This window comes from Desulfosarcina widdelii (genome assembly GCF_009688965.1).
GTDB classification, from domain to species: Bacteria; Desulfobacterota; Desulfobacteria; order Desulfobacterales; family Desulfosarcinaceae; genus Desulfosarcina; species Desulfosarcina widdelii.
On sequence record NZ_AP021875.1, the window covers coordinates 2,968,034 to 2,995,027 of the forward strand.

The 26,994-nt window shown below is 57.6% G+C and carries 21 protein-coding genes; 5 read left to right on the forward strand and 16 right to left on the reverse strand.

Annotated elements, in window-relative coordinates:
* Positions 1–110: 110 nt before the first annotated feature.
* A complete protein-coding gene (locus GN111_RS13970; protein ID WP_155304338.1) occupies positions 111–2,174 on the reverse strand; it encodes a transglycosylase SLT domain-containing protein in 2,064 nt (687 codons plus the stop codon).
* 482 nt (positions 2,175–2,656) lie between these two features.
* Here GN111_RS13970 and GN111_RS13975 point away from each other — a divergent pair, with 482 nt between their 5' ends.
* The 3 genes from GN111_RS13975 to GN111_RS13985 all read left to right on the forward strand — a co-directional run bounded on the left by GN111_RS13975 (position 2,657) and on the right by GN111_RS13985 (position 5,183).
* Positions 2,657–3,412 (forward strand): phytochelatin synthase family protein, encoded by a 756-nt coding sequence (locus GN111_RS13975; RefSeq protein ID WP_170302284.1) that lies wholly within the window; start codon positions 2,657–2,659, stop codon positions 3,410–3,412.
* Between the two features lie 89 nt (positions 3,413–3,501).
* Entirely contained in the window at positions 3,502–4,575 is a 1,074-nt protein-coding gene (locus tag GN111_RS13980; protein WP_170302285.1) for an MBL fold metallo-hydrolase, read from the forward strand.
* 29 nt (positions 4,576–4,604) lie between these two features.
* Positions 4,605–5,183, forward strand: a complete 579-nt coding sequence (locus GN111_RS13985) for a hypothetical protein (protein ID WP_155304341.1) — start codon at positions 4,605–4,607, stop codon at positions 5,181–5,183.
* Positions 5,184–5,222: 39 nt separating this feature from the next.
* Here GN111_RS13985 and GN111_RS13990 read toward each other — a convergent pair whose 3' ends face one another.
* The 7 genes from GN111_RS13990 to GN111_RS14020 all read right to left on the reverse strand — a co-directional run bounded on the left by GN111_RS13990 (position 5,223) and on the right by GN111_RS14020 (position 12,501).
* The gene (locus GN111_RS13990; protein WP_231715739.1) at positions 5,223–5,465 is read right to left on the reverse strand and encodes a hypothetical protein; all 243 of its coding nucleotides are present in this window, start codon (positions 5,463–5,465) and stop codon (positions 5,223–5,225) included.
* A gap of 143 nt (positions 5,466–5,608) precedes the next feature.
* Complete coding sequence (locus GN111_RS13995; protein ID WP_155304342.1) at positions 5,609–6,058, reverse strand: hypothetical protein; 450 nt, start codon at positions 6,056–6,058, stop codon at positions 5,609–5,611.
* Positions 6,059–6,142: 84 nt separating this feature from the next.
* Positions 6,143–6,628, reverse strand: coding sequence for an Lcl domain-containing protein (locus GN111_RS14000; RefSeq protein WP_176603291.1), 486 nt, complete (start codon positions 6,626–6,628; stop codon positions 6,143–6,145).
* A gap of 4 nt (positions 6,629–6,632) precedes the next feature.
* Positions 6,633–7,136, reverse strand: coding sequence for a universal stress protein (locus tag GN111_RS14005; RefSeq protein WP_170302286.1), 504 nt, complete (start codon positions 7,134–7,136; stop codon positions 6,633–6,635).
* Positions 7,137–7,211: 75 nt separating this feature from the next.
* Positions 7,212–9,287, reverse strand: coding sequence for a TRAP transporter permease (locus GN111_RS14010; RefSeq protein WP_155304344.1), 2,076 nt, complete (start codon positions 9,285–9,287; stop codon positions 7,212–7,214).
* A 122-nt stretch (positions 9,288–9,409) separates the two neighbouring features.
* Positions 9,410–10,387 (reverse strand): TAXI family TRAP transporter solute-binding subunit, encoded by a 978-nt coding sequence (locus GN111_RS14015; protein WP_155304345.1) that lies wholly within the window; start codon positions 10,385–10,387, stop codon positions 9,410–9,412.
* A 425-nt stretch (positions 10,388–10,812) separates the two neighbouring features.
* Positions 10,813–12,501: an AMP-binding protein gene (locus tag GN111_RS14020; RefSeq protein WP_155304346.1), complete on the reverse strand. Its 1,689-nt coding sequence runs from the start codon at positions 12,499–12,501 to the stop codon at positions 10,813–10,815.
* Positions 12,502–13,049: 548 nt separating this feature from the next.
* Between GN111_RS14020 and GN111_RS14025 the strand changes: the two genes are divergently transcribed.
* A complete protein-coding gene (locus GN111_RS14025; protein WP_155304347.1) occupies positions 13,050–13,901 on the forward strand; it encodes a glycosyltransferase family 2 protein in 852 nt (283 codons plus the stop codon).
* Between the two features lie 107 nt (positions 13,902–14,008).
* Here GN111_RS14025 and GN111_RS14030 read toward each other — a convergent pair whose 3' ends face one another.
* From GN111_RS14030 to GN111_RS14065, 8 genes are all read right to left on the reverse strand, one after another.
* On the reverse strand, positions 14,009–15,223 hold the full coding sequence (locus tag GN111_RS14030) for a pyridoxal phosphate-dependent aminotransferase (RefSeq protein ID WP_155304348.1): 1,215 nt from the start codon (positions 15,221–15,223) through the stop codon (positions 14,009–14,011).
* Between the two features lie 54 nt (positions 15,224–15,277).
* Positions 15,278–15,619 carry an AzlD domain-containing protein gene (locus GN111_RS14035; protein ID WP_155304349.1) on the reverse strand — a complete coding sequence of 114 codons (342 nt, stop codon included), beginning with the start codon at positions 15,617–15,619 and terminating at the stop codon, positions 15,278–15,280.
* Positions 15,612–16,331: an AzlC family ABC transporter permease gene (locus GN111_RS14040; RefSeq protein ID WP_155304350.1), complete on the reverse strand. Its 720-nt coding sequence runs from the start codon at positions 16,329–16,331 to the stop codon at positions 15,612–15,614. The genes GN111_RS14035 and GN111_RS14040 overlap by 8 nt, the downstream gene beginning before the upstream one ends.
* Positions 16,332–16,748: 417 nt before the next feature.
* Entirely contained in the window at positions 16,749–20,744 is a 3,996-nt protein-coding gene (gene hrpA / locus GN111_RS14045) for an ATP-dependent RNA helicase HrpA (RefSeq protein WP_155304351.1), read from the reverse strand.
* 105 nt (positions 20,745–20,849) lie between these two features.
* Complete coding sequence (locus tag GN111_RS14050; protein ID WP_155304352.1) at positions 20,850–21,209, reverse strand: PilZ domain-containing protein; 360 nt, start codon at positions 21,207–21,209, stop codon at positions 20,850–20,852.
* Between the two features lie 350 nt (positions 21,210–21,559).
* Positions 21,560–22,705: a TRAP transporter substrate-binding protein gene (locus GN111_RS14055; protein ID WP_155304353.1), complete on the reverse strand. Its 1,146-nt coding sequence runs from the start codon at positions 22,703–22,705 to the stop codon at positions 21,560–21,562.
* A 59-nt stretch (positions 22,706–22,764) separates the two neighbouring features.
* Entirely contained in the window at positions 22,765–24,090 is a 1,326-nt protein-coding gene (locus GN111_RS14060) for a TRAP transporter large permease (RefSeq protein WP_155304354.1), read from the reverse strand.
* Positions 24,090–24,623, reverse strand: a complete 534-nt coding sequence (locus GN111_RS14065; RefSeq protein ID WP_155304355.1) for a TRAP transporter small permease subunit — start codon at positions 24,621–24,623, stop codon at positions 24,090–24,092. The genes GN111_RS14060 and GN111_RS14065 overlap by 1 nt, the downstream gene beginning before the upstream one ends.
* A gap of 405 nt (positions 24,624–25,028) precedes the next feature.
* Here GN111_RS14065 and GN111_RS14070 point away from each other — a divergent pair, with 405 nt between their 5' ends.
* On the forward strand, positions 25,029–26,975 hold the full coding sequence (locus GN111_RS14070) for an ASKHA domain-containing protein (RefSeq protein ID WP_155304356.1): 1,947 nt from the start codon (positions 25,029–25,031) through the stop codon (positions 26,973–26,975).
* Positions 26,976–26,994: the final 19 nt, after the last annotated feature.

Genomic DNA, 26,994 nt, shown 5'->3' on the forward strand with positions numbered 1-26,994 from the left:
GTCCGTATAAAAATCGGGCAAGCGGTCATTGGCAGTTGGACACTGACACAGGCATCATAATGGCAATCCGAATCCGAGTCAACTAAGCACTCTTATTGATAAAAGCGATGTCATGCATCGGGTGCGGATGTGGTGTCCATTGTTGCAGGATCGTTAGCCGCGACACTTTCGACGGATGGAATGGTGAGGGACTGGTGGACCTTGAGTGTAGCCAGGTTGATGTCTGCATTGTAATGTTTGAGCAGCCACAAGGGCAGATCGAACTTTTCCCGACACAGGGTCCAATAGCTGTCGCCCGGACGCACCTGGTATCGCTGCAGTTCGCCGATGCGGTAGACGGCAAAAAAGTCCTCCTGGAGGCGTTTGTGAAACTCGTAGCGGCGGGTTTCGAAGTCGTCCGCAGTCACATTGCCGAGGGGAATCTTGACCCGCTGATTGAGCTGCAGATGCCGACCGTAAGAAAGACCGTTGAGGCGACGGATAGAAGAAGCGCGAACCCCGGCCCATTCGGCATAGTGGCCGAGGGTCTCCTCCACCTCGACCCGGATAATCCCCACCGGTTGCCGGGCACTGCGATCAATGCGATGAAAGCCCATATCGACCGGGGCGACGCCCGGATTCACCAGCGAGGCCTGAATGCTGGCATCCCGGCTCGCATTTTCGTTGATTTCATCAGCCATAGCCAGCAGGTCGGCCGGGGCCGGTTCCAGGCGTCGATATCGGCATTCGGCGCTTTCCAGGGGTATATTCGGCAGAAGGATCTCCACAGTGCCGCTCCCGGCCGCGGAAGCCGGCTGCGCCTTGGAATCCGTTGGATCGACGGCCCGTTTTTCAGCAACGAGTCCCACCGATTCGTCCTTCTGGGGAATGCGCAGGCGCTGTCGGATATAGACGGTCGCCCGCCGATCCAGTCCGTTGGCCAGAATCAGGTCGTTGAGCTTCACCCGATGCATCCGGGCGATTTTACCGGCCGTGTCTCCTCGACAGACCGTATAGAACCGACTGGGCTTCTGGGTTGTCTTGAACAGATCGGCAGGCGCTTTGGAAAGCAAGGTACCGCTCGATGGAGAACTTGAAGGAAGATTGAACACGTAGCCTTCGGGGACGTATTTCTGACCGCTGAACACCGGCGGTCGCAATGCCGGGTTCAGGCTGCGGGCCGCCTCTGGAGAAATTTTAAAATGGCGGCATAAATCGTTAAAGGCGGCAAATCCGGCCATCTTTACCGGCTGGGTCGATTGGGGGGTATCTAAGGTGATGTCCCCAAAATAACGGCGGTAATTGGAGGCCACTTGTCTGGCCGCCAGGAACTCCGAATAAAAATTTCGGGAAGCGAACTTGAAGGTACGCCCCTTGTAGGACGCGAAAATTTCCGGGTAGCCGCCGTGCTTCGCCTTGGCGCGCTGCATACCGGCGGCACCGTGGTTGTATGCGGTAATGGCAAGGGGCCAGCTGCCCAGCTTTTCGTAATTCTCCCGGAGCAAGAGCGCTGCCGCCCGGGTAGCGGCAATAGGGTCGCGGCGTTCGTCCAGCACGTAGTCGACCGTCAAAAAACGCTTGCCCGTGGAACGGGTGAACTGCCACATGCCGGCAGCGCCAAACTTGCTGTAGGCATGGGCGTTGAACGAGGATTCCACATGGGGCAGATAGGACAGATCTTCGGGCACACCGCTGGATCGTAAAATGGCCCGCATTTGATCCAGATAGGCTCCGGAACGAATCACGCCGGCCTGAAAGCGGTCCTGCTGACCGATCTGGCAGCGCACCCGGCCGCGCGCCCGGGCGAACGTTTTTGAATCCGGTTGGGAACCGAAGAGGGCTGCGACCCGCCGGCAGTCGGCATCGGCGGCTTTCGGATCGGCGGCCAGCCGTTTTAGGATATCGGCTATCCGCCGGCTGGCTTGTTTCATGCGCTTGCGGTTGATTTTGCGTGCACCCGCTTCCTTCATGGGCTTGAGGTCAATCACCTCGTAGACGATATCGAGGTGAAGACTGTCGTGCACCACTGCCTGGGAGGTGGAATAGCGGGCATAGATTTGGGTCCAGAATGCGACATTGGGTTCGATGGCGGGGTAAACGGGAAACCGTTCACCGTCGGCCTGGACGGGCACGGCAGAAATGCTGAAGATGGCCAGGGCCAATAAAAATAAAATTGTGAACCGTTTGCACAGCATGGTAAGATTTCCTTGAAATACCTCAAGCGGGTTGATAGCCGTTTTGAAAACCGTTCAAATATAAGCAATATCGGTACCACAGACGCGGCAACGTCTGCAACTCCCTGCCGACGCTGAAAAACAACGCCAATCGATATAACGATCTGCCAGGGGCTGGCTGGAAAACTTGACAAGTAGCGGCAGAATGTTGACAAAAAAGTCAAACTGGACAGCATAGTAAATAACTTTTTCAGATCACCGATGACCACACGCCAGAAGGGAAATGGTGGATTTGATAGCCTTTCAGCCGCGATTCGGGCAGCAATCATCGCGGCGGGGACGCCGCTCCCACGAAAAACTGTGACCGAACAGATATCACTTGCTTAGAAGCTTGAAAAAGCCCTCAGGATGACCATATTTTTAAAAATAGAGTTAATCGTTGCAGGGGCCCGCGAACCTGATGACGGTATTTTCTCCCATGCTTGCTTCGTTGAAGGATGGCCATGAGCCTGTTGCGCAACCTAATTCGGCCGTACTTTTACACCCGCTACGGCTTTCATCGCCTTACCGGGACCGGCGCGTTCAGAGACGGCCACGTCAGCTATGTCCAGCAGGATTTTCGGCCGCAGTGGAATCCGCTCAAACGGGCCCTGTGGAACGCCCATGTAAAACAGCTTCAGGAATCCTCGTGTTCCGTCGCCGCGGTGGTGACGTGCATCAATGCCATTGGCGCCACGCAAAACGGCAGTTCCGGCACCGCCAGCCAGACGGGTATTCTTGACCGCGTGACCACCGGGCACTGGAAGGAACGCATGAGCAACAATGGATACCGGGGACGCCGCGGCCTGCCGCTGCCGCTGCTGGGACAGGTGATCGAGGAGAGCCTGAACGTTTATGGACTGAAATTTCAGGCCGTCGAGGTCGTGCGGACACCGAAAAACATTCACCGGCAATCATCGGTTCGTACCACGCTGAAAAAGCGGTTGCATGATTTCGATCGCTACGGCAAAGGCCTGATCGTCGCTCACTTCGATCAGGGCAGCCTGGTGCCCACGCTGAACATTCCCCACATATCGCCTGTGGGCGCCTATGATTCGGCTACCGGCCGGGTCACCATGCTGGATGTGGACCCCGAGCAAAAACATCCCTACGCGGTGGATTTCGACACCTTTTACAAGGGGCTTTCCTGCGATTATCACCACGTTCTTGAAGCTTACGGGTATGGCAGCGGCGGATATGTCCACATCCGGGTTCGGTGAACGGCAGCAGCAACGACAAAAGGAGTTCGGTTTTCGAAACACAGATAAAAAGCAGCCGTCCGGAAGGAAATATGTCGAGAAGACGCTTCATGGGCAGACTGACGATGGGTCTCAAGATGGCCCTGGCAGGCCAATTCCTGCCCCGTGTGGTGCAGGCGGCCGTCCTACCCGAGGCTCCGGCGCTCCACTACCGCCCATTAAACGGAAACAACCTGCGGGAGATGGCCCGGCGAAAAATGCACCATGGCGATGGGGTCTTCCTGAACCCCATGGGCATTGCCAGGGATAAGCGTTTCTGGCAGGTGCTTTCCTGGAAGCTCTTCCACAAAAATGCCTACGGTGATTTTCTGGACGACCAGCCGACCACCCCTGTAACCATCGATTGGCAGCCGGTTAAAAGCCATCGGGGGGTGTCCGTAACCTTCATTAAACATTCGACCCTGCTGATCAAGGATCTGGACAAAGTCCTGCTGATCGATCCGGTTTTCGACGACATCTTCTGGTTCATCAAAGACTATTCCCCTTTGGCCTTCGATTTGGCGGAAATGCCGCAGCCGGACCACGTATTGATCACGCACGGCCATTACGACCACCTGGACAAACCGTCCCTGGCGGCCCTGAATCCGGGCACCCATGTCATCAGCCCGTTGGGGTACGATGCCGAATTCGAATCCGTGGGCATGCACCATCGCACCCAGTTGGACTGGTATGGCCAATTTTCCGACGGCCGGCGGGAGATCACCTGCCTGCCCGCCAACCATTGGACGATGCGCAATCCCCTGGTGGGTCCGAACCGGTCCCTGTGGGGCGGCTACCTAATAAAAACTGCCGGGGGTCTGACGATCTACATTTCCGGAGACAGCGCCTATTTCGATGGATTCGAACAACTGGCCCACGAAACTGAAATCGACCTGGCCATTTTTAACGTGGGCGCCTATGCGCCGCGCTGGTTCATGGCTCCCAGCCACATGAACCCGGCCGAATGTGTCCGCGCCTTTCGGGAAATCCGCGCCCGCAATCTGATGATCGCCCATTGGGGAACCTTCCAGTTGGGGGACGAACCGGTGCATTTCCCCCCCGGGGATATGAAAAAGGCCCTGGAAGAAGAGGGATTGCTTTCGCGCTATATCCCTTTGGGGTTGGGAGAAAGCTACTTTTTTTAAGGCCATCCGAAACGGAAAAGGAGGAGACGATGCGAAAACGATTTTTGATATTCGCGATTTATTTTTCTATCCTCCCGGCCATTGCTTCCGCAGACCGGTATCCCTTTCCCTCACGGGTGGGCAGGGGCGCCTCGGCGGCTTTCAAGTCCGGGCATGTGCATGGGCGAATTGGCGTCCCACCGCGCCCGCACTGGAAGAACGGCATCGCCCGGCCTTTACTTCCACCTCGGCTCCCGGACAAACCGGGACACCGGCGACAGCCGGCAAAACCGGGTTTCAAGCCCCCCCATCACGGCAAACCCAAGCCGCCCATGTATGTGCCACCCAGGTACTGGTGGCCCGCAACAACCACGGTGGTGAAAGAAGTTCCGACCATCGTCATCGTCAACCCACCGCCTCCGGCCACGCCGCCGCCCGAACCCGAAAAAATTTGGGTGCCACCGGTCATGGGCATCCGCACGGAGCCCGGTTATTGGGATTACGGCGTAAAAAAGCAATGGATGGGCGACCATTGGCGCTACGAACAGGATGTCACCCAAAAAACCTGGGTGCCTGGGTCACAGGTGGAGTATGTCAAGCAGGCCGGGTATTGGAAGCTGGTTGAATAAATTGCAGAAACTTTACGCTGCCGCGGGGCTGCAGCCATGCTATGCGCTGGCCTTCAGGCTCCTGTAATAACCGCGTTCGAAATACTGGTTTGTTTTGACGTCCTGGACGGCTTCGTTTTCGTGAATATACCGCGGGCCATCGCCCCAAGCGCCGCAAGCCAAAACGGCGGTATCGCCCAGGTTGAACTTGCGACCGCAGGCCGGGCATCCGCTGGCATTGGTGACGTTGAGCGCTTCGAGGTCCATGATAATTTTAGGTTTGCATGCATTCATATCGTTCATTTTGATTTCCTTTCATTTCGGTCCCATTTTCTATCGACAAGTTAGGCATCCTGGCGTCGAATTCAATTCTTTCCCATATCCAGCACCGATTATCCATGGCAAAAGGGATCATACATACCGATAAGATTTTATGGATTTTTCTTTCAGAAGCGTCGCACGGGCCGTTTGCCACGGTTCAGAATAAAGGGGTCGGGATCTTTGGAAGGCAGGCTGACCACGATTACGTTGTCCGGTTCGAACCGAATGGCGGTTTGGCTGTAGGGAGAATACCATACCCCGATTTGTTTTCCCTCGGGGTTGGTGATGCCGGCACCCATGATGGCAGGAGTAAATCCCAACTGGTCGGTCATGGCATCCACCAGCCGCTTCAACAACTCGGGGGTCATCTCTACAGGCCGCCACAGCCCTGGCTGCAGGGTATAAGATCGGTGGACAGCCAGGATAGCCTTGGGGCGGGCTTGCGGACCGGTGACAAAATAGCGGTGATCGGACAGGACTTCGTGGCGTTCGAATAAATTGCCGACATCATTACTGCGCACCAGGCGGCCATAACTGCCCGAACAGGCCGATAGAAACAATAAAATTGCACACATCCCGAGGCATTGAACAGGTATCGGTGGCAGTTGCTTCATAGGAAACCCGGATCGACAAAAGGCTGAAAACGGGGGCGGTCCCGATCACCGGAGGTCGCGTACGGCCAGCGCGCGATAGGCTTTCTTGTGAACCATGCGGTCGCTGTAATGGTAGCCACGGTGAAAGTTGAAAATGTAGGCCTGGATGGCCGACGTGTCCGAAGACCACACCCAGCCGCAGCTAAGCCGTATCTGGGGGGCAATCTGGACCCACTGCCCGCAGGCGGTTTCGTATCCGGCCTGTTTGTCGGCCTGATAGAGGCTGGCCAGTTCCTTCAAGGTCGGCATCCGCCAGTTGTCGTAAGTGGTGGAAATGGTGTAGGGGAAGGTAAATTGGATCCACTGACGCGCCTGCTTCCAGTCAATGTCTCCCTGGTTGTCGTTTTTGGCCCACATGACACCCAATTCGTGGTCCGTGACGGTACCGTCTCCGTTGTCGATAAACCGGTCTCCAGCCAGGGCGGCCCCACCGACAGCCAGGGCCAGCCAGGTCATCAGACCGATCACTGTCATTGCGGCGGTTCTAACCATGGCATTATCCTTTAAGGCGTCTTTTAATTCGTCTTCTCAGCCGCTCGGCGACCTTCTCTTCCCGATAGGAGATGATCGTCGCCGGAGAGCGCCGGAAAATCTTTTCGGCAACGGAGCCCACCAGAATGTGTTCGAGATCGGTGCGGCCCTTGGGGCCCATGACCACCACGTCGATATCCTGATCCAGAATCACTTTGAGCAGTTCTTCTATGGGATTGCCGACGAAAAAGAGGCAGCGGATTTTCTCCGGTGAATAGCCGCCTTCGGAGATAAACCCATCCAGGATGCGGCGCCGTTCGTCCTTGATGTTCTGAATGTAATGGCTGCCGTCCACTTCATAGCCCATGGCCGATATGGTCTGGACCGACTCTACATCGCGGGAGTTGATCACGCTGGCGACGATCAACTCGGCCTCGCTGCATTGGGCGAATTGGGCCGCGAAATTAAAGGTCCCTTTGGCGTATTCCGAAAAGGCCAGCGCTACGAGTACTTTTTTAACCTGTTTCATCGCATATCCCTCCATTTGGGTAATGCGTGTTCCTGAACCGGAACGGCAACCCTGGAGATGGGTTGCCAAAAAATGTCAGGCCGCCGTTGCAACGGTATCGGCCTTGGGCATCCGCGGACGCTGCACAAGGTACATCAGGCCAAAGATGGCCAGCCCGATGAGATAGGTCCAATAGCGCTGATCGTGAGGGATTCCAATCAATGAGGCGATCAGATCCGGCCGCATCAGGCTGAGCGTCACCGCAAGGAAAAAGGGGACTTCCCAAATTTTGTTACGAGCCACAAACCACCCCTGAGTTGCCGATGCGAAAGCAAAATTCCCCAGGCACGCCATAACAAAGATCAGGATTCCCTGGGGCCAACTGTAAATCTCATGCAGGATCAAGTCGGCATTGAAAATAAACATGAACGGCAAGATGGCGGTCCGGATATCGTACATGAACCCCTGTATGCCGGTGGGTATCGGCGGCGACTTGGCGATGGCGGCTGCCGCGTAGGCGGCCAGTCCCACCGGGGGGGTGTCGTCGGCCAGGATGCCGAAGTAGAAGCAGAACAGGTGGGCTGACATCAGCGGCACGATAAAATCGTTGAATCCGCCGATCTCGACAATGGCCGGGGCGGTCAGTGAGGCCATGACGATGTACGTAGCCGTCGTGGGCAGTCCCATGCCGATGATCAGGCTGGCCACGGCCGTGATGACGAGCATCAAAAAGATATTGCCCCCTGAAAGTGTGTCGATAATGGCGGTAATCAACTGGCCCAAGCCCAGCGCAACCACGCCCACGATGATGCCGGCCGCCGCAGTGGCCAGGGCCACGGAGACCATATTGCGGGCACCGGCAGCCAGGGCCGAAAAGATTTCTTTGATGGCCAGCTTGACGGCCGGTCCGATGGGTTCTTTTCGAAGATGGGCCTGGATCGGACGCTGCAGCAGCATGACGATGGCCATAATCCAGATAGCGTTGAAGGCAGCCATTTCGGGCGAGTGCCGCACCACGATCAGTTCGTAAAGCAGGACCAGGATCGGAATAACATACTGCAGTCCGCCTACAAAGGTCTTGAAGAAAGGAGGCAGTTCGGAGCGGGGCATGCCACGCAGACCCAGCTTGGACGCCTCGATGTGGGTGATATAAAACAGGGCCGCGTAAGAGGCAAAGGCTGGTACGGCCGCTGCCTTGATCACTTCCACATAGGGTACGTTGACGTATTCGGCAATGATGAAGGCGGCCGCTCCCATGATGGGCGGCGCCAGTTGGCCGTCGGTGCTGGCGGCCACCTCCACGGCGGCGGCCTTGGTAGGTGGATAGCCGACCTTTTTCATCAGCGGGATGGTAAACGTTCCGGTGGTCACGATGTTGGCGATACTCGAACCGGAAACCAGGCCGGTGAGTCCGCTGCCCATGATGGCTGCCTTGGCGGGACCGCCCTTGAATCCGCCCAGCAGGCTCAGGGCCAGCCGGATGAAATACTGGCCGGCACCAGCCTTGTCCAGCATCGAACCGAAAAGCACGAAGAGAAAAACAATGGTGGCCGACACGTCCAGCGGGATGCCGTAAATACCTTCGGTGGACATGGTCATCTGACCCACGAAGCGGTTCATCGACACGCCCTTGAAGGCAATCAGGTCCGGCATGTAGGGACCGGCGAAGGCATAGATGATAAATGCCCCGGCAATCACCGGTAGTGCAGGGCCGATTACCCTTCGGGATGCCTCCAGCAGGAGGATGACCAGCGCCAGACCGATCACAATGTCGCGTACAATCGGGTCGCCGTAACGCAGGGTCATGCCTTCGTAGTCGATGGCGATGTACAGTGCGGAAAAACAGGCAAACAGGGCGACGGCGTAGTCGATGATGGGGATACGGTTTTTGGCGGCGAGAAATTTAAGTCCCAGCAACGGCGTTTTGAACATCGGATAGTTGAGATAGACCACCAGCAGGGCAAAGCCCAGGTGGATCGAACGGATATAGGTGGTATCGAGGATCAACCAACTGGCGATGGAAAGCTGGAACAGGCTCCAGGCCACGCAAACCGTAGGAATCACCCATTTGGATGGCCCTTTGGGCCGCCTGCCGATCCCCTCTTCTTCCTCGGCCATGCGTTTGGCCAGATCCAATCCCTCGTCGTGATCATCGATATCTGTATGGCTCATAGTAAAAACCTAATCCTCTGAAATATAGGGCGCGAGGCTGCCGGTGCTGGAATGCGGTTCCATGCCCCGGCCGCATAGCCGGGGCATGGAACCGCAACAGGTAAGACGTATGAAACAACGAACTATTTTAAACCGACCTCTTTGTAATACTTCATGGCGCCTGGATGAATCGGCGCGGAAAGACCGGCCAGCATGTCCTCTTTGGTCAGACCGGCATAGGCCGGGTGCAGCTTCTTGAATTTGTCGAAGTTGTCGAAGACTTCCTTGGTGATGGCGTAGACGACTTCATCGGGAACCTTGGCGGAAGTGACGAAGGTGGCCTTGACGCCGAAGGTTTCAACCGCATCCTCGGTGTTGGCGGCGCCTGGATAGTTGGACATCAGGGTTTTGGCGGCTGCATAGTAGGGGTATTTGGCGACCAGCTTGTCCGCATTGGGAATGGCGATGAACTTTACCTTGCGGGCGCCGGCGGTGGCTTCCTTGTAGTAGCCGCTGGGATGACCTACGGTGTAGAAGGCGGCGTCGATGCGGCCGTCCTGGATCAGACCGGGCGCTTCGGCGGCTTTCAGACTCTCAGCGTGAAAGTCTTTTTCGTAATCAAGCCCGTTGGCCTCCAGGGCATCGATGGCGTTCTTGCGGTAGCCGGAGCCGACATTGCCGATGTTAACGCGCTTGCCTTTCAGATCCTGAATGGTGTTGATGCCCGAATCGACTGCGGCAATCAGGTCAACCGTCTCGGGATGGATGGAGAAAACGGCCCGCAGGTCTTTTTGGGGACCCTTGTCTTTCCAGTCGGCAATCCCCTTGACAGCCTGGTATTGGCGGTCAGACTGGGCTACGCCGAATTCGAGATCGCCGGCCATGATGGCATTGATGTTGAAAACCGAACCGCCGGTGGATTCAACAGTGGCGCGGATACCGTATTCCTTGCGTTTGGCGTTAACCATCTTGGCGATGGCGCCACCAGTGGGATAATAGACGCCGGTGATACCGCCGGTGCCGATGGTAACGAAGGTGGTTTTGGCCTGAACATCAGCCGGAGCGGTTCCAAAAACAAAGGTCAGCGCGACAAACAGTGCAAGTATAGAAAGCTTTTTCATGAAATCCTCCTCCAATAGGTCAATCGAGTATAAAAAAATGGGCCGAAGTCGGCCGGGTTAAAAGAAAAAGATTCCCCTCCTTTCTCCGGAAAATCGGGCTGCAACCATCTTGATAAGGTGCCGAGTGCAATTTGTCCGGCAACCATTGAACACTGCTGAAAACCGGTTTTACACCTGGCAAAACCGTTGAGTGGAATAAAGGGTGGGCGGTTTATCCCGCCCTGGTCAGCGTAACCGTTCGGCTGGCATCGGGGATTCTCAGCCGTGTACAATACAGTAGATGAATAACTGTTTATAAATAAAGCAAAAGAAGTTCTCTGTCAACCAATGGCCCTATGCTGGCCAGGGTAGCCGCACTTGGCCTTGCGAAACCCCTGATCGCCTATTCCGTAGCTTTTCTCTGTGCTTGCATGTGTTGCGCGGCTTCACGCCGCCTCCTGCCAGACTACCGGCGCATTCATGGCATACCAGGATTCCGCCAGGGGACCGTAGGTGGCGTCCAGCACCCGGCGTTTAATTTTGAGGGTCGGGGTCAGAAAGCCGTTTTCCACGGTCCAGTCATCCTTGGCCACTGCCAGAAAGGCTATCTGCTCGAAGGGCGGCAGGCCACGATTGACGTCGCCAAGCAGGGTTGCCAGTTCATTGGCCAGGATGCCCCGGGTCTCTCCATTTGCCTTCTGGCGCGCCTCCTCGCTGAGCATGACCACGGCGTGGGCCTGATGATAGCCGCTGCCGGTGACGTAGCAGGCTTCCACCAGGTGACTGCTGGCCAGTTGGTTCTCGATGGGCGCCGGGGCCACGTATTTGCCCTTGGAGGTCTTGAACAGCTCTTTGGCCCGGCCGGTGATTTTCAGCCGCCCCATCTCATCGATTTCCCCCAGGTCGCCGGTACGGAAAAACCCGTCCTCGGTAAAGATGTGTTCGTTTTTTTCGGGCATTTTGAAATACCCTTTCATGGTGCCGGGGCTTTTGACGAGGATCTCCCCTTCCGGGCTGATGCGGTGCTCCACGTCGGGATAGGGATTGCCCACGTAACCGGGTCGGATCCTGCCGGGCCGACCGATGTGGGAATAGGAGAAGTTCTCCGTCATGCCATAGCCTTCCAGCAGTTCAAGGCCCAGGCGACGATACCAGGCGATGACCTCCTTGGGAATGGGCGCCGATCCGGAGGCGGCCACGCGCACCTGATCCAGCCCCAACTGCCGGAGGATCTTCTTTTTCACCATGCCGCTGAGAATGGGGATTTTCAGGAGTCGATCCAGCCTGGCCGGCGGGACCTTCTCGAACACTCCCAACTGGAACTTGAGCCACAGCCGCGGCACCGAAGCGAACATTGTCGGCCGCGCCCGCTGCAGATCCTGAACGAAAGTGTCCAGGGACTCGGCGAAAAATTGCTGGAAGCCGGTATACAGGTAGTGGGCCTGGCCCACGAAGCGTTCCATGGCATGGGCCAGGGGCAGATAGGAGAGGGTGCGGTCTTCGGGAGTCGTATTCAAATACTCGCTAAGTCCCCTTCCGCTGCGGTACATGGCCCCAAAGGAGATCATGGCTCCCTTGGGCTTGCCGGTGCTGCCTGACGTGTAAATGATGGTGGCGGTTTCATCGGGCGGGCATTCGGCGACGTCCTTCAGGGGGGAATGTGCCGCGACGATGGATTCCCATTGCTCTTGGCCGTTTTCCGGGGCCAGGGGGAAGGACACGGTCTTCAGGTCAGCCGGGACGCCTTTTTTCATTTCCTCCCAGACCGGGTCGAGCTTGCCAACGAACAACAGCCTGGCCTCGGAGTGCTCCAGGGTGTAGTTTACGATATCCGCGGTAAGAATGGGGTAAATCGGTACGCTGACGTGGCCGGCCATCCAGATGGCCAGATCCGCCATCAACCAGTAGGCGCAGTTCTTGGAGCACAGGGCAATGCTGCTGCGCAGCGGCAGGTCGAGGCCTTTCAGGTAGGCGGCCACCCGGCGGGCCTCGTCGACGGCCTGGGCCCAGGTCCAGGTGCGCAAATTGGCGTCGCCGCCGCCCATGGGCTGGGTGAAGCAGATGCGGTCGGCCGCGTCCCGTTCCCAGTACAGGGCGCAGTCCAAAAGGTTGGTGCACTGTGAGGGGGAAGCCATGTCAGTCCTCCTGTTGTATGGGTTGCCATCGGATAAATGCTCCGCCTTCAGGCATCGGCACATATTGGCGGGCCACAACGTCAACGGGCATCGGCACTCGAAATCGGCGGCAATGTCGCTCCAGATCGAACCACCTGCAAAAGGCACACACGGAAAACAGACTGTCAAGGCGGGATATTCACTGATTTATAGCTGAATTGCTCCGAAGCGTCAATCGGGGACCCGGGTAACCGCGGGGTGACCGCATTTGGATTTATTATCTGCTTTTCACGATCATGCCTGCGACGATACGGATTTCGAAACCGTTTTTCTGTGTGTTGCATAAGTGTAGTGGCGGGGTTTATCCCCGTCTTTGCTAACCGGGCGCGGATGAACCGCTCTCCTACACTACATCAGAGCAAAAATTCGGATCTTAAAACTCGTTACCTTTAATCGGGGACCCAAAAAGGCAGCAAGTACGGCGACCGAGACCTGGCAAGGTCAGTCTGGGCCAACCCTTTCGGCGGTTTGGCTTGCACCCGGATTCATCCACGGGTATGGTAAGCGCCATGAGCAACACCGCACCCATGGTCAGCGTCATCATTCCGACCTTTAACCGAAACGGCATGCTCAAGGATGCCGTCGATTCCGTGCTGGATCAGGAGTACGGCAACACCGAACTGATTGTCGTCGACGACGGCTCCACCGACGCGACGGTTCGAATGCTTTCCGCCTACCAAAACCGTCTGCGCCTTATACGGCAGGAGAACCGCGGCGTGAGTTCGGCCCGCAACGCCGGCATCCGGGCGGCTGCCGGAACACTGATCGCCCTGCTGGATTCGGACGATCTCTGGCTGCCCGGCAAACTGCGCGCCCAGGTCGACTATTTCGAGGCCCATCCCGAAGCGCTGATCTGCCAGACCGAAGAGATCTGGATTCGCAACGGGGTTCGCGTCAACCCGGGCAAACGCCATCGCAAGGAGGCGGGCGACATCTTCGAGAGAAGTCTGGCAATGTGCCTGGTGAGCCCTTCGGCGGTGATGATGAGAAAATCGCTTCTCGGCGAGGTGGGCCTTTTCGACGAAAGCCTGACCGCCTGCGAAGACTACGACCTGTGGCTGCGCATCGCCTGGAAGCATCCGGTCCACCTGATCGACACACCCCTGATCATCAAACGCGGCGGCCATGCCGACCAGCTTTCCCGCATGCCCGAACTGGACAAGTACCGCATCCGATCCATCTGCAACCTGCTGGACCGCGGATGCCTTTCCCCAAGCCAGGAGGAAGCGTCCGTTGGCATGCTGAAAACCAAGTGCGCCATCTATGCTCAGGGATGCCGCAAGCGGGGTAGGGACGAAGATGCGCTCTACTACGATCTGCTGGCAGGCCGATATGAATCCTGTGGCAATAGTCGCAAATGAAAACAGAAACCACCGGTTTTGCAAATCGCGATGTATGGACCGGCTATCGCCTCATTTTCTAACCGTGGGGAGGGGCAAGAGCGGTATAGGCTGTTCCATATTCTGGCTCATTTACGGTAAACCCCCACCATTTTAACGATCCGCACTGCTGCCGCGACTGCTGCCGCGTGGTCCTGTGAAAAGTTTAGCCGGATGCTGTCATTATAACCCGGCGCGAATTCTGTTCCAGGCGTAACCGTTACACCTGCCTGACGGCGAAGCAGTCGTACAAACGTATTTGATCCAACATCAAGGGGCGGCAATTGCGGAAAGAGATAACTCCCGGCTTGTGGCGTGGCGGTCCAAAAATCAGCAGCCCTGAAAATTTTTAGTAATTCATCGCGTATTGCTTCATGTTCACGAATACGTTTTTGCATCCAGCCTGCCGGCTCCTGAAACCAAGTATCAAGAACGGCCTGATTGTACCCTGCCGCACGTAGAGTAACAATTGCTTGAAGGCGCTCCATTCTCTCTATTAATCTGGCAGTACCGAATGCAGTTCCAAGACGAAACCCGCTGAGAGACTCAGTCTTCGAAGGGCCCATAATGGTAATGATATTTTCAGGTTGTATATCACAAGCGCGAAGATGTGTATAAACCTCACCACTGTAAAGCATCCGGGAGTACAGTTGATCCACAATTAAGGTCACATTATGTGTTGCTGCGAGTGTTGAAATTTCAGCGATTGAGTTGCTTGAATATACCAGACCTGTGGGATTGTTTGGTGTCGAAAAGACCAATACCTTCGTGCCGCTTTTAAATGCATCTTCAATTCGATTAAGATCGGGGCCATTTTCAGATGGCGTTCCCTGGTAATGGAGAGGAATAGGAACAATTTCACCGCCGAAGAACTTAACAAGTTTGCGGTTGGCAAAATAGTCGGGCTCAACCACGGCAACTTTCGTCCCAGTAGTGACTGTAGCGCCGAGCGCCAAAAACAGCGCACCTTGCGTACCGGGTGTTATGATCAATTCTCTGTCCGCCGAAATGGGGCTGCCTGTGAATGTGCCAAGGCGCTCGGCAAGGCTTTCCCGGATTTGAGCCGCACCGCGATATTCAGTGTACGCTTGCTGCCCACCTTTATCAAAGCCATTCTTCCACGCTTCTGATGAACCGGGCGTTGGCGGAAAAGCATCTACGTCCCCATGCGAGAAATCAACCGGGATCCCGGTATATTTTTCACCTCGCATAATTTTATTCAGGTTGCTTGTTTCTTGTCGAACCTCTTGACCAGGAGCATTGTCTGCCTCAAGAGCCCTAAACTTTTCATCCAATGTCGTCATATTTTTCTCCGATCATTAAGAAATCGAAATAGACCAGCCGACAAGCCTCCCGTTTCACGAAATCCAGGGCAGCCACTGCGGGTCGATCTTCCCTGCCAGCCAGAACAGCAGCATCCCCACGACCACCGTTCCACCCAGAGACCGTTTCCACCAGGCAAAAGCGAACGTCGGGATGGCCACCCACAACTCCGGCCGCAGCAAGTCAAGGGTTCTGGGATCGTTGTCGAGGATCAGGGCCGGCAGCAGCAGCGCGCTGAGAATGGCCGCCGGGATCAGTTCCAGCCACTGAACGAACCATTCCGGCAGGGATCGGCGCGAAAGATAGTGCAGGGGCAGCCAGCGGGGCAGGTAGGTCACCAGCCCCATGCCCACCAGGAGCAGCAGATAATCAGCCATGGTTGCGACGCCTCCTCTTGGTTTTGCGTTGAACCAGGACGCCCAGGGTGGCGGCAATGACGGAAGCGATGACGATATAGCTGTTGCCCGGTATCAGCAGCGCCAGAACAACGGCCGTCAATCCGGCGATCATGGCCGTAAGCAGGTGAATCCGCTTTCTGATCTGGAAGATCAGCAGGCAGATGAACATGGCAATCAGAGCATAGTCGATGCCCAGGGCGCCTTCGGGAATAAAGCGGCCGCCGATGCCGCCGGAAACGGTGCTGAAAAGCCAGACCAGGTTGGCGGAATGGTTGACCACCAGGGCCCGGGGCATGTCCCAGGTGCGGGCGTGGAATTGCGGCAGATTGACGGCAAAGCTTTCGTCTGTCACGCCGTAGGCGAACAGCGCCAGCAGGCCTCGATGGGCGGCGCGCAGGTAGACGGCCAGAGCCGAACTCATCAGCACGTGGCGCAGATTTACCACAAAGGTGGTGGTAACGATGGCAACGGCCGAGGCCCCGACACTCAGCATGGCCACGGCAATGAATTGGGCGCTGCCGGCAAAGACCAGGATGGACATCAGGCCAATTTGAAACGGGGTCAGCCCCGCCTTCTGGGCCAGCACGCCGAAGGCCATGCCGATGGGCAGATACCCCAGGCAGATCGGCCAGCCGGCGCTCAGCCCTTCTTTGAGGATCTTTGAACGGGTATCGGGTAAATGGGCACTCATAGGGGTTCATCTCCAACGAAGACAATTAGGATCTGAGTGGTCGCCAGGATAACCACATTTTAAAAAGCACTTTTTTATCACCCCTCACCCTGGCCCTCAATGCTGTTGACTTAAGCGAATCAACCAAAACGCGAATTTTGGCAACATAACGAAAACAAGTGCTTTTAGAATATCAAGATTGGTGAGTTCGTAAAGGGTGCCGGTTTCGTCATGCCGGACCTGATCCGGCATCCAGAACACACTAAAATGACTGGATTCCGGCCTACGCCGGAATGACGGCAACTTGCGATTTCCGATTTTTTGCGAAACCATCAAAGTTGCTCAAGTCTACAGTATTGACCCTGGCTTCCTCAAGGGGCGAGGAGACGCTGGCCGGAAACCACGGAAGATCGACGGCCAAACGGTGCCGCTTTCATTTCAAATCATCCGTTCAATCTCGCCGATCTGCTTTATCAGCCGTTTGGCCGATATCGGGCCGTCGGTGCCCACCTCCTGGGCGAACACCGAAACCTTGAACTCTTCGATCATCCAGAAAAATTCCTCCACCTGGACCCTTTTTTCCGTGGAGGTGCTTGCATCCATTGCGGTGAGCATCCGGTTCAAGGCTTCTACGAAAGGTTCTACCGTGGCCTGGCGGGAGCGGTCCTTTTCCAGGTCGACGATTCCCCGCTGGACCCGAATACATGCGGCATTCAGGTAGCGCACCAGATGGAAAAGGCGCTGCCGGTCATACAGCAGCACAAAGTTCTCTGGCACCAGGCGGCCCAGTTCGCCTTTCCGGGCTTGCAGAAACTGCCCCACCACCGGTGCGGCGATGCGCTTTTTCTCCACGTCCAGGATGCGACACTGGGCTTCATGGTGCGCCTCCACAACGGCGATGACGGCCTGTCTCAGTTCCTGGCCGCACTGATGAATCCGCCCGCGGGCCAGTTCTTCCAGGCAGGCTTCGAATGCTGCACGGGTAAAAATGGATTTGGCGAACAGTTCCCGGGAAACACAGGTAAACAGCTGTTTCTCGATGACCGCCAGCCCGCCGAAATAGACGGTCTGGCGCTTGAGCAGGTCAGGCAGTTTCAGGTTTTTTTTCAAAAATTTCAGGTCTTCGGCAAAATAACGGGCGAGCAGGGCTGCGACCCCTTCCCGGTGGGACTGCCGGGCCTCATCCGCATCGGTAAATAACCGCAGGGCAATCCCATCGTCCTCGACCGCCAGCCGGGGAACCAATCGCCAGCCGGCATCCTTGCGGCGGTCATCGTAAAGAACCTCGGGCAGATCTCCGAAATCCCATTCGGCGATGTTCTTCCGTTCCCATTTTCGCTTCAGCGCTTTCATGCCCCTGGGCAAAGCGGAATCGGAAGCCTCACGGTCCAGCAGCGCCTCGTCCCTTCCGCTGGCCACCACCCGCCCCTTGGCATCGGTGATGGCCAGACGCAGCTTCAGATGGTCGGGCAGCGCGTCCACGGACCATGCCGAGGCAGGGATATCCACTTTCAGCCGCCGGAAGAGAAAACGGCTCAATGCCGTGGGCAGGCTCTCCTCTCCTTTGGGCATCTCATCGAGAATGATCTGAACCGTTTCGGCCACCGGTACCAGGCGCACCCGATGGGCCTTGGGCAGTCCCTTAATCAGGGTGGTAATCTTCTCCTCCAGCAGTCCCGGCACCACCCAGTCCAACCGCTGGCGAGGCACCTCCCCCGTGGCCTCGGCTGGAACGGTCAAGGTCACCCCGTCGGCCGCATGGCCCGGATCGAAAACATAATCGCAGTTCAAGACGCGGTGGCCCAGATCCAGCTTGCGGGGAAAGCGGTCCAGTTCGGCGCCATCGGGCCGGTAGCGAACCAGCATTTCCCGGTCCAGGCGCAAAAAACGGTCGCCGTCCTTTTTGCGGATCAGGTGGTTGAGGCTCCGCAGGTCCGCTATGCCGACAAGCCGCTGCTTGTAAAAATCCACCAGCACCTCGTCGTCCACCAGGATGTCTCTGCGCCGGATGCGGTCTTCCATGCCGTGCACTGACTCTACCAGGGCGAGATTGTGGCGTAAAAACGCCGGCGGCTTTTTGACATCGCCTTCCAACAGGGCGCTGCGGATAAAAATATCCACAGCCCGGTCGGGATCGATACGGCCGAAGGGCACCCGTCGGTCGACAACGATAGGCAGACCAAACAGGGTCACTTGCTCTTTGGCCACCACCTGGCCGCGATTTTTCTCCCAGTGGGGATCGGACCAGCTTTTGCGGCACAGATCGCCGCCCAGCGGCTCCAGCCAAGCCACGTCAATCACTGCCGCCTGGCGGGCAAACAGGCGCGAGGTCTCCACCATCTCCGCCGCCACGATCCAACCGCCCGGATTTTTGAACAGACCCGATCCGGGAAAGAGCATCACCTCCCGGTCCCCGGCCGCCCGGTAGAAGACTTTCTCCTTTTGCATGGCGATACTGGAAAGAAATCCGCTGAGAATGCAGCGGTGAATGGCGGCATACAGCGGATGAAAGGCTTGGTTGCGCTCCGGACTGGCCGTCAGAAGGCCCATTAATGGGTCGCCTTTGGTCCGGCTTTCGCCGAAGCCCTGCTCTTTTAAGGCGTCGGCGATCTGGCGGTGGATATCCCGCCATTCCCGCACCCGCCGGAAGGAAAGGTAATGCTTGCGGCAGTATTTTCTCAACGCGCCGGTGCTGCGCGGTCGTTCGGGGCCGTGGTGCAGCGCCCGCCAGATGTTGAGGATGGTCATAAAATCGGACTGGGAATCCACAAAGGGACGATGGGCCTGGTCGGCCAGGGCTTCTTTTTCCAGGGGCCGCTCGCGGACATCCTGGATGCTGAGGGCGGCTGCAATGATCACGACGGGCCCCAGGCACGCTTCCTTGCGGGCTTCGATGAGCATGCGGGACAATCGCGGGTCGATGGGCAGGCGCGCCATGGTGCGGCCGTTTTCCGTCAGCCGGTAGGCGCTGCCGCCGCGGGCCTTTTCCCTGCCAACGATGGCGCCCAGCTCCAGCAGCAGGTTGAATCCGTCCCGCACGCTCTTTTCCGCAGGCCGGTCGATGAAGGGAAACCGATCGATGTCGCCGAGCTTGAGGGCGATCATGCGCAGAATGACCTCGGCCAGATTCGACCGCAGGATCTCAGGTTGGGTAAACAGGGGCCGGTTGAGGTAGTCCTCTTCGCTGAACAGGCGGATGCAAACACCGTTTTGCACCCGACCGCAGCGGCCTTTGCGCTGGTCGGCGCTGCTTCGCGAGACGGGCACCACCGGCAGCGCGGTGGTGCGCGATCGGGGCACGTAACGGGAAATACGCGCCAGCCCGGTATCCACCACATACTTGATTCCCGGAATGGTGATGGAAGTCTCGGCCACGTTGGTGGCCACGACGATCTTGCGGGCGGCGGTGCCCGCGAATACGCGGTGCTGTTCACCGGCGCTGAGCCGGGCGAACAGGGGCAGGATCACGGTTCGCGGAAGATCGCGCCCGGCCAGCAGGTCGCAGGTTTCGCGGATATCCTGTTCGGTGGGCATGAAAACCAGAATGTCGCCCCGTGTGCGGCGCGCCACCAGCTCGTCCACGGCCGCCACCGCCGCCTCCACCGGCGTTCCCTCCTCCTTTTCCCGATCCTCGTCATCGGAGTAGAAATAGCGGGTTTCCACAGGATACATCCGTCCGGAGACCTCGATCACCGGCGCATCGTCGAAGGCTTTGGAGAATTTCTCGGTATCGATGGTCGCCGAGGTGATAATCAGCTTCAGGTTGCTGCGTTTGTGGACCAGCTGCTTGAGAATGCCCAGCACGAAGTCGATGTTCAGGCTGCGCTCGTGGGCCTCGTCCACAATGATGGTATCGTATTCGTTGAGCCAGGCGTCGCCCTGGGTTTCGGCCAGCAGGATGCCGTCGGTGACCACCTTGATGTACGCCTCCGGAGAGGTGTTGTCCTGAAAGCGGATCTTGTAGCCGACCGAGCGGCCCAATTCCTCGCCCAGTTCCTCGGCGATGCGGGCCGCCACCGTCGTGGCGGCAATGCGCCGGGGCTGGGTGCAGGCGATCTTGCCGTCGATGCCGCGGCCGGCAGCCAGGCAGAACTTGGGAATCTGGGTGGTTTTTCCCGACCCGGTCTCGCCGGAAACAATGGTAACCGGGTGGTTGCGGATGCTTTCGACGATGGCTTCTTTGGCGCCGGTAATGGGCAGGTGGGGCAGATCGGAAAAGCGGGGGACATCCTCAAAACGGCGGCGACGTTTATCGACAGCCGCGCAGATGTGCGCAGCCAGATCGTCGAGCCGGCCTTCGAAGGCGGCCTCCGACGTCTTTTTTTGGCTGCGCACTAGGCGGTCCAACTCCCGACGCAATAAGATGGCGTCGGCGTGCATGACTTCCTTCAGCCGGCTTCTGATCCGGCCAATCTGTTTCCGGTGGTCGATCATGGGGTGTTCGGTATTGTCGCATCCGCGGCGATCAAGGCACCGCTCAAAAGGGCAAGGCGGAATCGGCGGTTCGGGCACAGTCGGCGCAGATTCAACCGTGAGGCGTCACCGGTCACTTTCATGGACGATTTCGGGAAAATGTCCTTCCTTGCAGATCAGGCCCTGGATGGGTTGGTCGAAGACCACGGAAAATCCCTTCTGACTGCTGCGGGACACCGTTCCTTTCACCCGAATCTGGTTTTCGAATTCGAATACCGGAAATTCGAGTTCGATGGGCTGCCCCGAGGCAACGCCCCTTGTGGTGTTGACAAAAATTCCCGTCGCCCCGATATTCTTGATGATATCCCGGAAGGTTCCCTCCTTGACGGTGTAGCGGGCGATGATATAGGCCGCCCGGCGGGGAAATCGTCTCTGTTTCCGATCAGGTTGCTGGTTCATTGCAGTTGTCGCGATTTTATTGATCATTTCAGCACTGCTATCTTTTACAAATTAAAAACATGCACAATATCCGGGTTGGGCTTCATTGTCCGTCACCATGGCTTATCTTTAAAGCCACAACACCTTTACAAAAACAAAAATCGTATGCTTTATAACACGGTTATCCGAACGTGCCAACCATGACCAGCCCGGTAACAAGGAAACCGCATTATTACTCTGTCGCAAGTTCGAAAAATCTTTCACCCCTGCACCTGAGCATCACACAGACAAGCGTATTGATGCAGGTACGACAAGGCCCGTAAACAACAATCGGCTCCGGCATGCCGCCGGAGCCGATCGGTTGTTGAATTTTCTCTTCGGAAGCTTGAACCTACCGCTTAGCCCTTCAGGGAAAACTTGGGCTGGATGATATCGTAGTAAGCCTTTTCCGATACCGTGCCCCAGGTGCCAACCACTTTCTGGAAGTCTTTGAAGGCGTTGTTAACCTTGGTGGCAATCGGCGTTTTGGCGGCTTCCTCGGCCACCACCTCGTCTGCCATTTTGCGCAGGTCCGCCAGCACCTGGTCGGGGAACTGGATCAATTGGGCGTTCTTGTCATTGATCAGGGTCTGCAGGGCCTGGCCGTTGCGGGCCTCGAACTGGGCCAGGACCCAGTGTTCGGTCTCGACGCAGGCGGCATCGATGATGTGCTTGAGATCCGCAGGCAGTTCGTCGTACACCTTTTTGTTGAAAAAGTACTCCAGGTAGGTGCCCGGTTCGTGCCAGCCGGGATAGTAGTAGTATTTGGCCGCCTCGTAAAAGCCCATGCGCAGGTCATGCAGGGGGCCCACCCACTCGGTGGCGTCGATCACGCCGCGCTCCAGGGAGGTGAAGATCTCGCCGCCGGGCAGCAGTACCACCGTACCGCCGGCTTTGGCCAGCACCTTGCCGCCCAGGCCCGGAATTCTCATCTTGAGGCCTTTAAAGTCGTCAATGGTTTCGATCTTCTTGTTGAACCAGCCGCCCATCTGGACGCCGGTGGAACCGCCGGGGCGCGGCACGAGGTTGAAGGGGGCGTAAGTCTCTTCCCACAGTTTCAACCCGTCGCCGCCGTGGAACCAGGCGCTCATGCCCTGGCCGTTCAGACCAAAAGGCACCGCCGCGAACCATTGGGTGGCCGGCTCTTTTCCAGCCCAGTAATAGGACGCGCCGCTGCCCACTTCCACGGTGCCGTCGGATACCGCCTGGAAGCTTTCCAGCGCGGGAACAAGCTCGCCGGCGGCGAACACCTGGATTTTGATCCGGCCGTCGGAAAGCTCCTCGATCCGTTTGGCCAGGCGCTCGCAGCCGTCTTGCAGCACGGGCAGTTTAGGCGGCCAGGTGGTGACCATTTTCCAGTTGTAGGTCTTTTTCGTTACCGCGGCCGGCGCTTGGGCCTTTTTTTCCGGTTCTTCTTTTTTCGAGCAACCGATAACACCAGCCGTTGCTGCTGCCGCTGCTGCCGCGCCGACCCCTGCCTTTTTCAGAAAATCTCTTCTCTTCATCGCTGTATCCTCCTCCTTGGGGTTAAGAAATGGAATGATGGAAACGGCACCAAATGAGTTTACTGTCCGAACACGACTTTCGGCAGCCAAGTGGCCAGTTGGGGGAACAGGACCACGATGGACAGACCGATGATCTGAACGATGACAAAGGGGATGATCCCCCGGTAGATGTGTCCGGTGGTGATTTCGGGCGGCGTCACCGCCTTCAGATAAAACAGGGAAAACCCGAAAGGCGGTGTCATGAACGAGGTTTGCAGATTGACGGCGATCAAAATGCAGAACCAGACCGGATCGTATCCGAATTCGATCATGATGGGCGCCAGCACGGGCACATGGATAAAGGTGATCTCGATAAAGTCCAGAAAGAAGCCGATCACGAAAATCAACCCCATGACGATGGCCAGGACCATGCCGTGGCTGTACTTGTGGGCCAAGCCGCCGAGAAATTCGCGCACTAGGCCGTCGCCGCCCAAGCCGCGGAAAACCAGCCCGAAAAGCGCGGCGCCGCAAAGAATGATGAACACCATGCAAGTCAGCCGCACGGTGGTCTGCATCACCTCACGGAGGATTTTCATGGAAAATTTACGATTGGCCAGGGTGAGCAGGGTGGCTCCCACCGCGCCCACGGCCGCCGCCTCCGTGGGCGAGGCGATGCCGGCGAAAATCGACCCCAGCACGGCCACCATGAGAAACAGGGGCGGGAACAGGGCTCGGCCCACCCGGGCTGCCAGCTGACCGCGGGAGATGGCATCCAGTTCGGCCTTGGGGATGGCCGGCGCCCATTTGGGCTTCAGCCAGGAGACGATGGCTATGTAAAAAACAAACAGCCCAACCAGCAGCATGCCGGGTAGGACCGCCCCCATGAACAATTCTCCGACGGAAACCCCGACGATATCGCCGATGAGCACTAGTACAATGCTGGGAGGAATGATCTGACCCAGGGTACCAGAGGCGGAAACCGTGCCCGTTGCCAGCTCTTTCTGATATCCTCTGCGAAGCATGGTGGGCACGGCCAGCAGGCCCATGGTGACCACCGTGGCCCCCACGATGCCGGTGGACGCCCCCAGCAGGGCGCCCACAACCACCACGGAGATGGCCAACCCGCCCCGAAGGCGGCCGAACAGGACTCCCATGGTGTCCAGCAGTTCCTCTGCCAGGCCGGAGCGCTCCAGCATGACCCCCATGAAAACAAACAGGGGTACGGCAATTAGCGTGACGTTAGTCATCACGCCCCAGATACGAAGGGGCAACAGATCGAAAAAAGACCAGCCGAAGCCGATGAGGCCGAAGCACATGGCCGTCCCCATCAGGGTGAAGGTGACCGGAAAACCGGCCATCAGCAGGATTGTCAGGGCCAGAAACATCCACGCGGGCAAATATTCCATCAGGCGTTCTCCTCCTCACCCGTTTCCACCCCCAGTACCTGCAGCAGAGCATGCAGTCCCATGGAAAGGCCCTGAAGCAGCAAAAGGGCATACCCCACGGTCATGGTTCCTTTAACGATAAAGCGGTAAGGGATGCCCCCCGGATCCGGAGAGCCCTCCAGCATGGAAAAGGAATTGCCCACGAATTTCCAGGAAGTGGCGATCACCAGCCAGCAGCCCGGGATCAGAAAGAGAATCACGCCGATCAGATTGACCCAGGCGCGTCCTTTGATGCTCAGACGCTGGTAGATGATGTCCACCCGCACATGGCCGTCGTGGAGCAAGGTGTAGCCGGCACCGATGAGAAAAATGAACGCGAACAGGTGCCATTCCAGTTCCTGGGTGAAGACAAAACTGGTCTTGAACAGATACCGCATGACCACATCCACGAAAACCACCAGCACCAGCAGCAGGCTGACCCAGGAGACGATGCGTCCCACCGCCTCGTTGGTGCTGTCGATGGCGCCGCAAAAAATCTTCAATAAGTTGAGCATGAACACCGCCTGAAAAAGAGAAAACCCGGTCCGGTTTCAGCCACGCATTTCGCGCCGGCTTGTCCGGCATGATCCTGAAATAGCTAATAGCCTTAAGCCGTTATAATAATCGACGCGTATTGTCAACATACATATAAACTGACTGCAATTCAGTTTCTTAAGCCGCGAAGACATCCGGTTTCCGGAATCCATGGACTTTTGCTTGATAAAAACGGCATGAACCGATATGAAAGAATGTTCATAACAAAAGTTTGAAAAGCTTCCGCCACCGGCAACGGGTTGGCAGCAAACCGCAAGAAAGGCCTCCGCACCCGGGCCGGCAGGGCGCTCGTTGGATCGGATGGCTGAAGACCGCCGGCAAGAAGCCGCAAAAACCACCTCAGAAAGCGTGCAAGGAAAGCCCAAATGACCGTCCATACCGTATCATTCCTTCCCCACAACCGCGAAATTCAAGTACCCGAGGGCACCGTGCTGATCCGGGCGGCCATGGAGGCCGGCGTGCACATTAACGCCTCGTGCGGCGGGGAAGGCGTTTGCGGCAAGTGCCGAGTCATCGTCGAATCAGGTGAGGTGGCCGGGGGCATCAGCGAGCAGCTCAGCCCGGAAGATCGGGAAAAAGGCTATCGCCTGGCCTGCAAGTCGCTTGTCACCGGAGACGTCACCGTGCGCGTGCCCGTGGAGTCGGCCATCGACACCAGCGTGTTGAAGCAGAGCTACGTTCCCCGGAAAACGGCCCGCATCCGACAGATGGACCTGAACGACTTAAAAGAGCAGGGGCTGTTTCTGCCGCCGGTGGAGAAAATCTATATCGAACTTCCCGAGCCGGACAACCAGGACCACCTGCCCGACGTCACCCGGCTGGTCAGCCACCTGAAACTGCACCACGACGAACATCGCCTGACCGTCAGCCTGCCGGTGATCCGCAAGATTCCCGACGTGCTGCGCAAGGACGGATTCCGGGTGACGGCCACCCTGGCCCGGCCGGTGATGGAAAGCGGCAAAACCGAGATCGTCAACGTCCAGCCCGGCGACACCAGCGACCGCATCTACGCTATCGCCATGGACATCGGCACCACCACGATCTACGGCCAGCTCATCGATCTGAAAAGCGGAGCGGTGCTGGCCGAGAAAGGCGATTTCAACGGTCAGATCAGCTACGGCGAGGACGTGATCAGCCGGATCGTGTTCGCCGAGAAAGCCGGCGGACTGGAACAGCTGCAAAAAGTGGCGGCCGAGACCATCAACAAGATTGTGAACGGCATCGTACGACGGTCCAAGGTGGACCCGGACGATATTGCCGCCATCACCCTGGCCGGCAACACCACCATGACCCAGCTGTTGCTCAAGATCAATCCGCGCTACATCCGGCGCAGCCCCTATGTGCCGGCCTCGACCCTTTATCCACCCATCCGGGCGGTGGACATCGGCCTGGATATGGGCGACCATGTCACGGCCCTGGTCTACCCGGCCGTTTCCAGCTATGTGGGCGGGGATATCGTAGCCGGCGTCATGGGATCGGGCATGTACCGGGACGAGCGGCTGACCCTGTTCATGGACATCGGCACCAACGCCGAGATCGTGATCGGCAACCGGGACTGGCTGGCCTGTGCGGCCTGCAGCGCCGGACCGGCCTTTGAGGGCGGAGGCATCAAGTTCGGCATGCGGGCGGCCAAGGGCGCCATCGAGGACTTCTCGCTGGATCCCACGACCTGGGAGCCCATGCTCATGACCATCGGCAACGTGCGCCCCAAGGGCATCTGCGGCTCGGGCCTGATCATCATGATCGCGGTGATGTTCGAACTGGGTCTGATCGACAACCTGGGCAAATTCAACCGCGATCTTGCCACCGACCGCATCCGTGAGGACAATGGGGTATGGGAATACGTGCTGGCCCGGGCCGAAGAAACCCAGATCGACCGGGACATCGCCCTGACCGAGATCGACATAGAGAACCTGATCCGGGCCAAGGGGGCGATATACAGCGGCTGCATGACCCTGCTGGCCGAGGTGGGCATGGACAAGGCGGATATCGAGCGCATCATCCTGGCCGGGGGGTTCGGCAGCTATGTGGACCTGGAAAAGGCCATGACCATTGGCCTGCTGCCGGAAATCGAACCGGAGAAGGTGACCTTCATCGGCAACAGTTCTCTCATGGGTGCCAAGATGAGCAGTCTGACCAACCGCATCCGGCGGGACGTGGTGGAGGTGACGCGCTCCATGACCAATTTCGAATTGTCGGAAACCCCGTCGTACATGGACAACTATGTGGCCGCCCTGTTTTTGCCCCATACCGACATGGAACGGTTTCCCCGTCTCAAAGAACGGCTGTCCCGACGTCGGGACAATGCCTGATCGCGCGCTTGCGGGCAAA

What these genes read in the sequence shown, in the direction of transcription:
- GN111_RS13970 (WP_155304338.1), bottom strand. Translation starts at nt 2,174, where the DNA reads ATGCTGTGCAAACGGTTCACAATTTTATTTTTATTGGCCCTGGCCATC.
- GN111_RS13975 (WP_170302284.1), top strand. Translation starts at nt 2,657, where the DNA reads ATGAGCCTGTTGCGCAACCTAATTCGGCCGTACTTTTACACCCGCTAC.
- GN111_RS13980 (WP_170302285.1), top strand. Translation starts at nt 3,502, where the DNA reads ATGGGCAGACTGACGATGGGTCTCAAGATGGCCCTGGCAGGCCAATTC.
- GN111_RS13985 (WP_155304341.1), top strand. Translation starts at nt 4,605, where the DNA reads ATGCGAAAACGATTTTTGATATTCGCGATTTATTTTTCTATCCTCCCG.
- GN111_RS13990 (WP_231715739.1), bottom strand. Translation starts at nt 5,465, where the DNA reads ATGAACGATATGAATGCATGCAAACCTAAAATTATCATGGACCTCGAA.
- GN111_RS13995 (WP_155304342.1), bottom strand. Translation starts at nt 6,058, where the DNA reads ATGTGTGCAATTTTATTGTTTCTATCGGCCTGTTCGGGCAGTTATGGC.
- GN111_RS14000 (WP_176603291.1), bottom strand. Translation starts at nt 6,628, where the DNA reads ATGGTTAGAACCGCCGCAATGACAGTGATCGGTCTGATGACCTGGCTG.
- GN111_RS14005 (WP_170302286.1), bottom strand. Translation starts at nt 7,136, where the DNA reads ATGAAACAGGTTAAAAAAGTACTCGTAGCGCTGGCCTTTTCGGAATAC.
- GN111_RS14010 (WP_155304344.1), bottom strand. Translation starts at nt 9,287, where the DNA reads ATGAGCCATACAGATATCGATGATCACGACGAGGGATTGGATCTGGCC.
- GN111_RS14015 (WP_155304345.1), bottom strand. Translation starts at nt 10,387, where the DNA reads ATGAAAAAGCTTTCTATACTTGCACTGTTTGTCGCGCTGACCTTTGTT.
- GN111_RS14020 (WP_155304346.1), bottom strand. Translation starts at nt 12,501, where the DNA reads ATGGCTTCCCCCTCACAGTGCACCAACCTTTTGGACTGCGCCCTGTAC.
- GN111_RS14025 (WP_155304347.1), top strand. Translation starts at nt 13,050, where the DNA reads ATGAGCAACACCGCACCCATGGTCAGCGTCATCATTCCGACCTTTAAC.
- GN111_RS14030 (WP_155304348.1), bottom strand. Translation starts at nt 15,223, where the DNA reads ATGACGACATTGGATGAAAAGTTTAGGGCTCTTGAGGCAGACAATGCT.
- GN111_RS14035 (WP_155304349.1), bottom strand. Translation starts at nt 15,619, where the DNA reads ATGGCTGATTATCTGCTGCTCCTGGTGGGCATGGGGCTGGTGACCTAC.
- GN111_RS14040 (WP_155304350.1), bottom strand. Translation starts at nt 16,331, where the DNA reads ATGAGTGCCCATTTACCCGATACCCGTTCAAAGATCCTCAAAGAAGGG.
- hrpA (WP_155304351.1), bottom strand. Translation starts at nt 20,744, where the DNA reads ATGATCGACCACCGGAAACAGATTGGCCGGATCAGAAGCCGGCTGAAG.
- GN111_RS14050 (WP_155304352.1), bottom strand. Translation starts at nt 21,209, where the DNA reads ATGATCAATAAAATCGCGACAACTGCAATGAACCAGCAACCTGATCGG.
- GN111_RS14055 (WP_155304353.1), bottom strand. Translation starts at nt 22,705, where the DNA reads ATGAAGAGAAGAGATTTTCTGAAAAAGGCAGGGGTCGGCGCGGCAGCA.
- GN111_RS14060 (WP_155304354.1), bottom strand. Translation starts at nt 24,090, where the DNA reads ATGGAATATTTGCCCGCGTGGATGTTTCTGGCCCTGACAATCCTGCTG.
- GN111_RS14065 (WP_155304355.1), bottom strand. Translation starts at nt 24,623, where the DNA reads ATGCTCAACTTATTGAAGATTTTTTGCGGCGCCATCGACAGCACCAAC.
- GN111_RS14070 (WP_155304356.1), top strand. Translation starts at nt 25,029, where the DNA reads ATGACCGTCCATACCGTATCATTCCTTCCCCACAACCGCGAAATTCAA.